This is a genomic window from Buttiauxella selenatireducens (assembly GCF_031432975.1).
Taxonomy (GTDB): domain Bacteria; phylum Pseudomonadota; class Gammaproteobacteria; order Enterobacterales; family Enterobacteriaceae; genus Buttiauxella; species Buttiauxella selenatireducens.
In genome coordinates, this window is sequence record NZ_CP133838.1 from 2,218,582 (window position 1) to 2,231,289 (window position 12,708).

Sequence of the window (12,708 nt, forward strand, 5' to 3'; positions counted from 1 at the left end):
AAGGATAGATGCGTGAATAAAAGATGGCTGATTGTATTGATTTTGTTATTAGCGGGCTGTTCAAGTCATACAACTAAACAACCTGAGTGGGACCCAACAAAACCGGTACAACGCGCATTAACCTGGATGCCGATAACCGAGCAAGCGGGGAAAGAGTGGGGTGTTAGCCCGCGCGTGGTGACGGCAATTATTGCAGTGGAGTCCGGTGGCAACCCGACATTGGTCAGTAAGTCTAATGCCGTGGGTCTGATGCAGATTAAAGCGTCAACGGCGGGCAAAGATGTATACCGTCATCTGGGTTGGGGCGGGCAGCCGTCAACCAGCGAACTGAAAGATCCCGCGCGTAATATCTCGATTGGTACCGCGTATTTGAGCATTCTTGAACACGGCATTCTTGCGGGTATAGAAGATCCAGAAACGATGCAGTATGCCTTGCTGGCTTCGTACGCTAACGGTGCGGGCGCATTGCTCAGGACGTTCTCATCCGATCGTAAAAAGGCCATTGATGAGATCAATGACCTGAGCCCAGACGAGTTTTACGAATACATCGCTAAGAATCACCCGGCACCGCAAGCACCGCGATATTTGTATAAAGTGTCTAAAGCGTTAAACGCGATGTAATTACTTAATCCGGCCTGCCTTTTCGCGGGCCGAACGTTCCAGCGAAAAAATAATACGCTGCAACTGGCGCTCCACGGCGGGGTTAACGTTAAGAAAACGGAAACTCAGCCGTGGGGTGCTGATAGTCTGGTTTTTACTGTCGATCACTTTACGTTCAGATAAGGTGATTAACTGCATATCAAAATGAAATTTTCCCCACTGCACTAAATCGAGTTCAACCTGAGAAAAACGCATACCGTCCTTCAGCCCTTCCGGGAGCGGCCCGTCTACCAATGCACCCATCCCACCCAGTGACAAATCACAAAGTCTGAACTGGAAAGGAGAGCCATTCGGCAACGTGGTATTGCAGAGATAATAGGGTTGAAGGGGGGCCGTAATGCGGAAATATTCCCGGCGCTGCACGAACCACAACGTCGGTGGAATTGGGGCATGGAATGCTGGCAAATTCAGGTAATTCACCGGCTGTATTTTCGGCAAAGTAAATTCTACCTTCGCGCCTTCTGTTTCAGCGGTGAATTGAATATTCGCTGCTTTTTGCGCGGCCTGGTTTTCCTGCGACTGGCTGCCAAAATCCACAATCAAACCTGCTGCGGTAACCTCAAGGATTTTGGTAATAAATTGCCCTGATTGCCAACTGATTCTAATTGGCACTTGGTTTTTATGGAGATCACGTAACACGCCTAATACTGCCAGAGGACTTTGTTTCAGAAAATGCTCGTTATAGTTACTCAAGGCCAGGTCCATGTTGTGTTTTGAAAGCTGTAAGAAAATTTATCGGCAGAAAAATAAAAAACTTAAGATAAATCTCAAGGTTTTATGGCGATAAATTCAATAACTTAGTGATGTCGGTCACGTTTTTCTATGGCAGGTATATACTTAGCGTACCGACAGACAGAACCCGGTGGAAGATTACGTGGGTTTTGACTTGTTACCACAAACAATAAAGAAGAGGACGTTCAACATGGGTATTCTGGCCTGGATCATTTTCGGTTTGATAGCTGGTGTCATCGCAAAACTTCTTATGCCTGGTAAAGACGGCGGCGGTTTTATCCTGACGTGTATTTTGGGGATTATCGGTGCTGTGGTTGGTGGTTGGATCGCAACATTTCTTCATATCGGAGGCAGTGTAACGGGCTTTAACCTACCGAGTTTCCTGGTAGCCGTTGCAGGCGCAATTATTGTGTTGATTATTTATCGAATGGTTCGACGCTAACACTCTCCGTCATACTTGAAGTTGCTTCGGCGTTGGCTGAACTCACTCAACGGCCCCATTTCTGGGGCCGTTTTACGTTTACGGCTGTTGGGTAAAGAAATCGTTGTACAGCATATAAAGATGCGCAGCACTCCATGAGAAGTTTGGCGCACCTTGCTGTTCACCGGTTAACGGATTGTAGTTCTCGCGGATGGGACCGTCGGTAATCAACCCGTTAGCATGGGCAAAGAAGCGATTCGCCATTTCGACGGCATCGGCACGATAACCGTAACGCTCCATCCCTTTTAGACCGAAATAGAACTGATCGACCCAAACACGTCCGCGCCAGTAAATATCAGGCCCGAATGCCGGATTGGTGAGGGCCGCGGTGCCCAATGGCACATAGGTGTTGAACTCTTTCGGGTCTTTCATCACCTTCACGACTGCATCGGCATGTTGCTGGGTCGCGGCACCATTAAATAACGGTGACCAGCCCTCCGGCCCTTTGCCACGTGCAACAATAGGTTTGCCCGCACAACCATTCGCCAGAGGTTTGTTCTCAATGCGGATGTCGTAGTAGAAGCCGGTCGCGTCGTCGAACATACAGGTGTTGATGTAATCGGCCAGTTTTTTGGCATGGCTACGGAATTTCTGCGCATCATCCTGTTTACCCAGAATATCTGCCATTTGTGCCAGATAAGTGCTGTCGCTATACATATAGCTTGCCTGATCTACCGACTCCTGTAGCAATGAATAGCCAAGCAAGGTGCCATCTGCGGCACGGTTTTCAGCGAACAGCACCTGCCAGTCTTCGCGTTTACCGCCTTTCTCGAGATAACGTTGCAACTGGTCTGGTTCGATAAAACCAAATACTGCCGCACCGTCACGCCCTGATTCCCAGGCTGCCGCAACCTGCGCCGGAATATCGATACTGTCATATTTTCCGCTGCGCAAAACGCGGTTGTAGTTCTCCAGGCCGACCATCTTTTGTTCTTTGTTACCGCGCTTAACGGTAAAGATCATTTCACCTTTGGCGGTGTTATGCGCTTTATCGCGCGTTGCGCCGTACTCTGGCACACCATTGCTATTGTGGTCGCGGTTGCGTAACCACCAGTCGTGATAAGCCACCAGATGCGGATACATCTCTTCGAGCCAGGCTTTCTCGCCCGTGGTTTTATACACTTCCATGACCGACCAGGCGGCGAGACTCGGTTTGGTGTTGCGCTCATTCCAGTTGCTGCCATCCCCCCCACGCTCCGGGTTAGTGTTATAGGCGAGCAGATCTGGCACAAACCCCGCATCCCACGGACGAACCGGATCATCGACCGGGATTTGCCACGCGAACACAGCACGGATGTTATCTTTTGCTACGTCAGGGTTAAAATGCGCCATCGCGTAAGCCTGTTTCCAGGTGTCCCACGGCCAGGTCTGGTTGCCAGAGAACCAGCGCCCGGTAACAGACGGTGTGACCGAGTCAAACTTCATTGCCCCTGCGACGCCGCGCCAGTTGCCGTTAAGCGTTTCAATCGATTTCACCGCGACGCGAGTCTGGGCCGCTGTGGCATCAGGATTGTTTAATCCTTTGTTCAGATAGCCCTCCCAGCGTTGTTCAGACGCCGTGAGATACGGCTGTGGATGCTTGAGAATATCCGTGATTTTGGCTTGTTCTTTTTGCACTTCCGCTGCGGTCAGCAGATGCGAATAAGTGGTGTAGATCGTGGTAGAACTCGCAATGTTTGCCTTCGCAACAAAACGATGGCCGTTGATTTGGGTGCTCATCGGCAGCGTTTTGTGGATTTGGTACTGCGACTCACCGGACGTCATCAGGTTCGAATCGGAGCGCACTTTACCAAAGTTCACGTTCAGGCCATCTTTTGTGGCGTGTAGGGTACGGGTGTAATCAGGGAATGCCTGATCAATCGTCTCGTTTGACTGCGGTTTTTGTTCCTGCAGATGGTATTTTTCCAGCAGTTCGCCGTCCCACACCAGCTCAAGCGGGGTGTCGGTGGTAATTTCCGTGGCCAGCAGCGAGGTGCGAGAAGTCACAAAACGCAGCGTCATTTTTACCGTGATACCAGGTGCCCTCAGCGTTTGAATCAGCGCGCCAGGAATGCTGTAAGCCTGCAGGGTGAACGCCACTTTCTTACCGTCTTTATACACGCTCAGGCGATCGAAATTGTTCGCCATAAAGTTGATGTACTCTTCGGTCAGCAGCGCGGGACCAGGGAATCCGCCCATACCTTCACTGTTTGCTGGCAGCAAATGCCCATGCCACGCACCATCGTCAAATAGCGGGTTAAAACGCTGATGTTCATCAAAATCATAATCGAGCATCGCCTGTGGCGCGCCCGTGCGGTCAATAACATTGTGGAACTGATTAGCCTTTAAACCTGTGGTGTCAGCCTGTTTGGTGCTACAGCCTGCAACAATCAACAGTACGGCGAGTGGAGCAAGACGATGTAATCGTTTCATGACGTTTCCTTACCAGTAAAAATATTGCATCAGGAATACCGAGTTGCTGGCATCCGTTGTGTCGTTATGCAGATAAAAGCGGCTGTCTAGCGCGGTGGCGAATTTGCCATCGCAATACTCATACCAGACCCCGAATTGTGCGAAAGAGGTGGTCTGGTCCTCGGCGTTATCAAGCAGATGTTTCGCGTAACTCCAGGCGGTGGATAAATAGAGCCCTTTGGTGGGTTCCACCATGCCGCTAACCATCATCCCTGTTTCGCTACCAGGGTTGTTCCCATCGCCTTTGCCAGTGTGATGCCAGACACGCCCGGCCAAATTTTTTCCCTGTAATCCCAGCAGATAGAGTTGCCCAGTGCCGTCAGTCACTTCCAGACCGTTCAGCAGCGTCAACCCTTCCTGAATGTCGTATTGAAGATAGCCATTGATCATTGCCCGATAGGTGTATTTATCTGAGTAGCGATCATATTTACCGAAGTGCAACAGCGCGGTGCTTTCATCAACGCGGCTTTCAGGTGCTGCGGTAATGCTGTAACGGAAATCCCCCGTCAGGTTTTGCACTTTGGCGGCGTAAGTCAGATCGCGCGTATTGGGAATGACATAACCGTATTCGGGGGTGAAATCTCCCCACCACTGCAAATCATCAAGAGAGGAGTCATTTCGTGCACTGAGAATAAACTCTGTCCCTTTATCGGTACGATACCCGCCGTAAAAACGGTTTATCCCGCCTTCGAAGCCACCCCAACCGTGATCCGGCACCCAGGCGTTGCCCTGGCTATCGGCTTGCACCGTCCAGCCTTCGCCATACAGCAACCCAAACCAGTTGCCATGTTTGATTTCCAGGCCGCCTTCAATATAAGTGCCATCGCTATATTTATGTTTATCATCACCGTTCAGGTACACGCTCCCGCCCAGGCCCATCTCGCCGTAGAAGCGAAATGCTGTTTCGGAGGATTTCGCCGTAAGAGCAGGGGGCTCGGGAGTCTGATGCTCGGCAGGAACAACAGCTTCCGCCGCCAGTAATGTCCCTGTGGGGGCCAGCAGAAATGCTAAAGATGCCATAGATAACGTTTTGTTCACTCAATACAATCCTTGTTATTTTTATGATTTTTCTGGCGACACTCATTCCGTCACGCCAGCTTAACGGAAAGTAGTTTAGTTAAATATTTACTAAAAAATACACTTAAAATAAACTTAAGTGACGAAATCGATAAGCAGATCACATCGCTGAAGGGGCGTCAGACAGGGGTATACACGTGTCAGATATGACATTAAGCTGTTACCCGTCAGGCACTGCGCCGCAGGGACGCAGGCTTAGGATTAATGGTGTTCATCAGATGATTATTGGGATGTTATGGCTACATTGAAGGAAATTGCCCAGGCCGCCCAGGTCTCTGTGGCGACAGTTTCACGGGTGCTTAATGACGATCCGACGTTAAGCGTCAAAACGCAGACACGTCAAAAAATCCTCGAAGCGGCAGAAAGACTGGAATATAAAGTCCCCAGCGCTAAACGGCAGGCCGGTCAACGGCTGACGTTTGCCGCACTGTATACCCACGGGCAAGAACTGGAAATCAACGATCCCTACTATCTGGCGATGCGCTATGGCATTGAAACACAATGTGAAAAACTGGGTGTTACGCTAATTTCCTGTTACGACTTTAAAAGTGAACGCCCGGTTGTTGCCGCCGCCGACGGTTTACTGATTATCGGTAAACCCCAGCCATCGGCGCAGGCATGGCTTGAGCAACAAGAGCTGCCGCTGGTGTTCCTCGATGGTGTGACGGACGATCCTCGCTTTGACTGCGTCAACGTGGATTTGTACAAAATCAGCCGTAAAGTTATCGATTACTTCATCTCACGCGGCTATATGCGGATTGGTTTTATTGGTGGGCGAGATGACCCAGCATATGCTGATCAACGTGAAGAGGCGTTCGTTGAATACGGGCGCAGTAAGAATGTTGTCAACGCGCAGGATGTTTACTACGGTGACTTTAGCAGCCAGTCTGGTTATCAATGTGCGCTGAAAATGCTTGGCACATCAGGGGATTACCCGCCAGCTTTGTTCGTTGCGACCGACTCCATTGCCATTGGCGTGCTGCGTGCATTGCATGAACACGGCATCAAAGTGCCTGATCAGATGGCATTGATTAGCGTGAATGATATTCCTACCGCACGCTTTGTCTTCCCCGCGTTATCTACTGTGCGTATCCATTCTGAAACCATGGGTGCCCAGGCGGTCAATCTCTTAATGGAGAGGCTGCGTGATGATCGCACCATTCCACTCTCGGTTTATGTCCCCAGCTCACTGCAACTGCGCGACACAACGACCGCTGAATAATCAGTCACTCACGCAGTTTTAAGGGCGGATCTCCGCCCTGCAACGCCTCAAAATCTTCTGCCATCCCGCATGACGCAATGTTGATTTATTGTGATCCCTTTAGCATTTAGTAAAACCTGAGTTTTAATTTTAGTAAATGTTTACTATTGTTATCCCCTACACACGTAATGAGGATGTTGGCGTGAATAATTGGGAAAACATAGACAAACAATCTGAGAATCGGCTGCCACCACGCGCCTGGTTTCATGGCTACGCTAGCGAAGCGCAGGCAAGAACCCTTAATCGGGATGAAAGTCTGGGCTTTATGTTGCTCAGCGGCAAATGGGCGTTTAGCTATTTTGACCATCCTGAAAAGGTTCCTGCTGAGTTTTACCGTGAAGCGATGCCTGAGTGGGGTGAGATCACCGTTCCAGGCATGTGGCAAATGGAAGGCCACGGTAATTTGCAGTACACCGATGAAGGATTTCCTTTCCCGATTGATGTCCCTTATGTTCCCACCAACAACCCAACCGGTGCCTATCAGCGCCAGTTTTCACTCACCGCTGAATGGCTACAACGCCAGATTATTATCAAGTTTGACGGTGTAGAAACCTACTTTGAAGTGTACGTTAATGGCCACTACGTTGGGTTTAGCAAAGGCAGCCGCCTGAGCGCTGAGTTTGAAATCAGCCCATACGTGCAAGCCGGTGAGAATTTACTCTCAGTGCGTGTGATGCAATGGGCGGACTCAACCTATATCGAAGACCAGGATATGTGGTGGATGGCGGGGATCTTCCGCGATGTTTACCTTACGGGCCAGCCTGATGTGCATCTTCATGATTTCACGGTCGTCACTGAATTTGATGAAAACTACGGTGATGCCGAACTTCAGCTTTCCTGCGACTTACGCAACATTGCGGCGACACCTGCCGAAGGTTATCAACTGCTGGCACAACTTTTTGACGGTGAGAAATGCGTCGCGCAGCAGCAACACGATGCGCTGTCTGTCCACAGCGATTCGCGCTGCCAGTTCGTCATACCGGTTAAAACCCCAAAACAGTGGAACGCAGAACATCCCAATCTCTATCTGTTGCTGCTGACGCTGCGCGATAACCGTGGCGAAATCGTCGAAGTGGTGCCGCAGCAGGTGGGATTCCGCGATATTAAAGTGCGCGACGGCTTGTTTTACGTGAATGGTCGCTACCTGAAACTGCATGGCGTAAACCGCCACGATCATGACCATCAAAAAGGTCGTGCCATTGATATGGCGCGTGCCGAACGCGACATCATTCTGATGAAGCAGCACAACATTAACTCAGTACGAACTGCCCATTATCCTAACGATCCGCGTTTTTACGCACTTTGCGACCAGTACGGTTTGTTTGTGATGGCCGAAACCGACCTGGAAAGTCATGGTTTTGCCAACGTCGGTGATATCAGCCGCATTACGGATGATCCCGCCTGGGAACAGGCTTATGTCGAGCGGATTGAACGCCATGTGCTGGCCCAGAAAAACCATCCTTCGATAATTATTTGGTCGCTGGGCAATGAATCCGGCTACGGATGCAACATCCGCGCAATGACGGCGCGTTGTAAGCAGCTCGACCCAACACGTCTTGTGCATTACGAAGAAGATCGCGATGCGGAAGTGGTGGACGTTATCAGCACCATGTATTCACGCGTCTCAATGATGAATGCTTTTGGTGAATATCCGCACCCGAAACCCCGCATCCTGTGCGAGTACGCTCATGCGATGGGCAACGGGCCTGGCGGGCTGGCGCAGTATCAAGCGGTAATCAATCAACATAAAAGCCTGCAAGGACATTATGTCTGGGAGTGGTGCGACCATGGCTTGTTAGTGCATGACGAGCAGGGGCGTGAGCGTTACCAGTACGGTGGCGATTATGGCGATTATCCAAACAACTATAACTTCTGTATGGATGGGCTGATTTACCCTGACCAGCGTCCAGGTCCTGGGCTTCGCGAGTATAAGCAAGTACTGTGTCCGGTTGCTGTTTATCCCACAGAGAAGAACGATGTCTTGCTGGTGGAGAACCGTTACTGGTTTAGTGCGCTGAACGATATCGAACTACACGTCACTTATCAGGTTGAAGGCGAAATCATCGCGCAGCACACGCTGGCTGCACCGTGTTTACAACCGGGTGAAAAAGAAGAACTCCACCTGAATGCACCATCGCTGCCCGTGGGTGAAGTGTTTATTAATGTCGAAGTCTTCAAACGTCACGCCACGGCTTACAGCGAAGCGATGCACCCGCTTGGGCAGTATCAAATTCTGCGTCAGACGGCGGCTGCACGCGAAGCGCTGCCCGTGAAACAATTCAGTGCGCTACTAAGCGAAACGCGCGGGCACCAGCAAGTCGTCAGTGGCACCGATTTTTCCCTGACTTTCTGCCGACTGAATGGCGAGCTTCTTTCCTGGCGAGTGCAGGGGGAGGAGATCGTCGGGCGAGCACCTCATCTCACGTTCTTCAAGCCGACGATTGATAACCACAAGCAGGAGTTTGAAGGACTGTGGCAGCCGTATCATGTGCATCTGATGCAACATCATTTCCGTGCAATGCGACATTCCGCGCAAGGTGACGATGTCATCATTGAAGTGGATACCGTGATTGCGCCTCCTGTTTTCGATTTTGGCATGCGTTGCACCTATCAGTGGCGAATTACCCCTGCGGGCCATGTGTCGCTTGAACTGTCGGGAATTCCTTACGGGAATTATCAGGCGATTATTCCAAAAATCGGCCTCGATTTCGGTATCAGCAAGCGCTTCAGTCAGGTTGAATATTATGGCCGTGGACCGGGTGAAAACTACGCCGATAGCTGCGAGAGCAACCTGATTGGACGTTATCGCCAGTCTGTTGACAGCCTCTTTGAGAATTACCCGTTCCCACAAGATAACGGTAATCGGCAGCAGGTGCGGTGGCTCACCGTTGAGGATGAAAAGGGTAACGGTCTTTTCATTCAACCGCGCAAACCCATTAACTTCAGTCTGTGGCCGTATAGCGCTGAAATGCTGCAACAGGCGCAACACATCAACGAGCTTGAGGAAAGTGACTACCTGACGCTCAATCTTGATGACCAAATCCTGGGATTAGGTTCCAACTCCTGGGGTTCAGAAGTGTTGGATTCGTTCCGGGTTTATCTCAAACCGTTTAGCTACGGCTTCACGATGGTGCCGTTACGCCCGGGGCAAAGCGCTGCCTCTCTTGCTGCCTATGATTTCCAGCCGCATTCAGAATGCGCACATTCTTGTTGAGGTACAGGTCATGATTATTTTAAACACCTTAGAAGATTTTAAGCGCATTTATCATGCGGGAAAGAAATGGCAACGCTGCATGGAAGCGATTAATAACCTGAAGAATATCGAACCTGATGTTTTTTATTCCATTGGCGATTCGTTGGTTTATCGCCTGGCGGAAGGGGCTACCGAAAACACGGAATTATTCGAAGGGCATCGCCGTTATTTTGATGTGCATTATTACCTGTCAGGTGAACAACAGGTTGAAATTGCCGCCAAAAACACCTTAACCCCAGAAATTGCTTATCGCGATGAAAGCGACAGGGAGTTTTTGCGCGGGCAGGGCGTGGAACATCTTTTGAAAGCAGGCAATGTGGTTATTTTTGAAAATCACGAAGCGTACCGATTTTCCACCGGAGAGGGCGTACGGAAAGTCATTTTGAAAGTCACCGTTGAGGAAACCTATTTCCTGAATAAGTAACTTTCGCCACCCGTCCAGAACGTCTGGGCGGGTAAATACAATAAAAATACCCTACACAATGTGGAGTTTCTATGGCTTCGACTAGTAGAAATACAATTGGCAAGTTTGGATTACTGGCGATGACATTTGCGGCGGTGTTTAGCTTCAATAACGTCATTAATAATAACGTCCAGCTTGGCATCGCATCGGCACCGGTTTTCCTGGTAGCTACGCTTATTTACTTTATACCGTTCTGTTTAATCATCGCAGAATTCGTTTCGCTAAACCGTAATTCCGAAGCCGGGGTTTACGCCTGGGTGAAAAGCGCACTAGGTGGCCGTTGGGCATTTATTACCGCGTACACCTATTGGTTTGTGAATCTGTTTTTCTTCACCTCGTTATTACCAAGGGTTATTGCCTACGCTTCGTATGCTTTCCTCGGCTATGACTATATTTTCACGCCATTAACCACGGCAATTATCAGTATTATCCTGTTCGCTTTCTCTACCTGGATTTCAAACCACGGGGCGAAATTGCTTGGGCCAATGACGTCAGTCACCTCCACGCTGATGTTATTACTCACTTTCTCCTACATCATTCTGGCAGGCGCTGCGGTGGTGGGGGGAGTTGAACCCGCCGATCCGATAAACGTGCAGGCGATTACTCCGCAGTTCAGCTGGGCATTTCTCGGCATTATTGCCTGGATTTTCCAGGCTGCGGGTGGCGCTGAGTCCGTGGCGGTGTACGTCAACGACGTCAAAGGCGGCAGCAAAGCGTTTGTTAAAGTCATCATACTTTCGGGTCTGTTTATCGGCGTTCTGTATACCGTGTCATCGCTGCTGATTAACGTCTTTGTTCACCAGTCTGATTTGCACTACACCGGCGGTACGGTTCAGGTCTTTGGTGGGCTGGCGCAACACTTTGGCCTGTCGACTGAGCTGATGAATCGCTTTGTTGGCATTGTTTCTTTCACCGCCATGTTTGGTTCATTGCTGATGTGGACGGCGGCACCGGTCAAAATCTTCTTTACCGAGATCCCTAAAGGTATCTTTGGTGAGAAGACCGTGAGCCTTAACCAGCATGGTGTACCGACTCGTGCGGCCTGGATACAATTCCTGATTGTGATTCCATTGATGCTTATCCCAACCGTGGGTTCGGGTAGCGTGCAGGAATTAATGAACACGTTGATTAACATGACTGCCGCGGCGTCAATGTTGCCACCGCTGTTTATCATGCTTGCCTACCTGAATCTGCGCTTGAAATACGACGCCGTAAACCGCGACTTCCGCATGGGTTCACGGATGCAGGGCATCGCGATTGTGAGCGTGCTGATTGTGATCTTCACCATTGGGTTTATTGCCTCAACCTTCCCGACCGGGGCCAGCATTATGACCATCGTGTTCTATAACGTCGGCGGCCTGGTTATTTTCCTTGGCTACGCCTGGTGGAAATACAACAAATACGAGAAAACCCTGGATGCGAAAGAGCGTTATGAAGCAGATACGCCGCTGGCACAAATCGTTCTTGAGCAGCAGCAGGGAAAGCAGGCGGTACCGCAGGCAGGTAATGTCGCGGTAACACGGCAATAATAAAAATGCGGCCCTGAAATGGGGCCGCGTTTTTGCTTTGTAGGATTAATGGACATCAGAAACATCCATCCTATTAAAACGGCTAGACAGATTGTTCCCGCAAAAATCTTGGCGTTCTCAAGTCATCGACTAATGTATTCACCAGTCTCGCTAGTAACCCCGTAAGAGTGTGCGCCGTTTTTAGTGGTAATGAGTGGCACAACAAAATTTGGGTTATCACCTGACAGTAATCACACAAATCATCAGAATCAGCCAACCAATGTGATTCAGGAAAATCTGACGGACTATTAACGGAAAGCTGCTCAATACGGTCTGGAGAGAGTGTTTTTTCCAGGTTTTCTTTTAGTGCATCCAAATGGGCATTCAAGTGATGGCATAACGCCGCGGATTCGGCTGGATTAATGCAGTCCATTAATACGTCTGTGAGTAGTTCGCAACGTTCGGCAAGATCAATAACATCGAGTGTTGTTGTGTTAATGCCGACTTGTTGGGAAAGGTAAAAATTAAAGTTTGCAGCCATTTTGGTCGTCTCCATGGTAGGTATTGCATTGCTACCATCAGGAAACGCCAATTTCACTGGTGGTAGCCCAGGTAGGTTTGGCGTTGCCGATTACCATGGAATCCGGCGAACCTTTCGGTTCCCCTACCTGAGCCACCATTATTCTTTGGACGAGAAGTATATCGCATTCGCCACAAAAAATGTGAATCAAAGCAGTGACATTGGTATATGTCATATCATGGCAAAACAGGACGCCAATCCTGGCACCTCATACGGAGGTGCGTGATGACTATAAAAGTATT

At 49.8% G+C, this 12,708-nt stretch carries 11 protein-coding genes; 6 read left to right on the forward strand and 5 right to left on the reverse strand.

The window, feature by feature from the left end; all coding sequences use genetic code 11:
• The first annotated feature begins 12 nt into the window (after positions 1–12).
• Complete coding sequence (gene emtA / locus RHD99_RS10250; RefSeq protein WP_183269500.1) at positions 13–621, forward strand: membrane-bound lytic murein transglycosylase EmtA; 609 nt, start codon at positions 13–15, stop codon at positions 619–621.
• On the opposite strand, the gene ycgR is transcribed toward emtA, so the two are convergent.
• Positions 622–1,353 (reverse strand): flagellar brake protein YcgR, encoded by a 732-nt coding sequence (ycgR, locus tag RHD99_RS10255; RefSeq protein ID WP_183269499.1) that lies wholly within the window; start codon positions 1,351–1,353, stop codon positions 622–624.
• Positions 1,354–1,582: 229 nt separating this feature from the next.
• Between ycgR and RHD99_RS10260 the strand changes: the two genes are divergently transcribed.
• Positions 1,583–1,834: a GlsB/YeaQ/YmgE family stress response membrane protein gene (locus RHD99_RS10260; protein WP_183269498.1), complete on the forward strand. Its 252-nt coding sequence runs from the start codon at positions 1,583–1,585 to the stop codon at positions 1,832–1,834.
• A gap of 78 nt (positions 1,835–1,912) precedes the next feature.
• On the opposite strand, the gene ygjK is transcribed toward RHD99_RS10260, so the two are convergent.
• On the reverse strand, positions 1,913–4,285 hold the full coding sequence (gene ygjK, locus RHD99_RS10265; protein ID WP_309878674.1) for an alpha-glucosidase: 2,373 nt from the start codon (positions 4,283–4,285) through the stop codon (positions 1,913–1,915).
• 9 nt (positions 4,286–4,294) lie between these two features.
• Complete coding sequence (gene ygjJ, locus RHD99_RS10270; protein WP_309879136.1) at positions 4,295–5,344, reverse strand: protein YgjJ; 1,050 nt, start codon at positions 5,342–5,344, stop codon at positions 4,295–4,297.
• Positions 5,345–5,636: 292 nt separating this feature from the next.
• Here ygjJ and ebgR point away from each other — a divergent pair, with 292 nt between their 5' ends.
• From ebgR to RHD99_RS10290, 4 genes are all read left to right on the forward strand, one after another.
• Positions 5,637–6,623, forward strand: a complete 987-nt coding sequence (ebgR, locus tag RHD99_RS10275; RefSeq protein ID WP_309878675.1) for a transcriptional regulator EbgR — start codon at positions 5,637–5,639, stop codon at positions 6,621–6,623.
• A 181-nt stretch (positions 6,624–6,804) separates the two neighbouring features.
• Positions 6,805–9,876: a beta-galactosidase subunit alpha gene (gene ebgA / locus RHD99_RS10280; protein WP_309878676.1), complete on the forward strand. Its 3,072-nt coding sequence runs from the start codon at positions 6,805–6,807 to the stop codon at positions 9,874–9,876.
• A gap of 10 nt (positions 9,877–9,886) precedes the next feature.
• Complete coding sequence (locus tag RHD99_RS10285; RefSeq protein WP_309878677.1) at positions 9,887–10,339, forward strand: beta-galactosidase subunit beta; 453 nt, start codon at positions 9,887–9,889, stop codon at positions 10,337–10,339.
• 71 nt (positions 10,340–10,410) lie between these two features.
• The gene (locus RHD99_RS10290) at positions 10,411–11,907 is read left to right on the forward strand and encodes an amino acid permease (RefSeq protein ID WP_309878679.1); all 1,497 of its coding nucleotides are present in this window, start codon (positions 10,411–10,413) and stop codon (positions 11,905–11,907) included.
• A gap of 82 nt (positions 11,908–11,989) precedes the next feature.
• On the opposite strand, the gene RHD99_RS10295 is transcribed toward RHD99_RS10290, so the two are convergent.
• Together RHD99_RS10295 and RHD99_RS10300 are read right to left on the reverse strand one after the other, a co-directional pair.
• The gene (locus tag RHD99_RS10295; RefSeq protein WP_309878680.1) at positions 11,990–12,427 is read right to left on the reverse strand and encodes a hypothetical protein; all 438 of its coding nucleotides are present in this window, start codon (positions 12,425–12,427) and stop codon (positions 11,990–11,992) included.
• Between the two features lie 37 nt (positions 12,428–12,464).
• A complete protein-coding gene (locus RHD99_RS10300) occupies positions 12,465–12,641 on the reverse strand; it encodes an ash family protein (RefSeq protein ID WP_309878681.1) in 177 nt (58 codons plus the stop codon).
• Positions 12,642–12,708 lie beyond the last annotated feature (67 nt).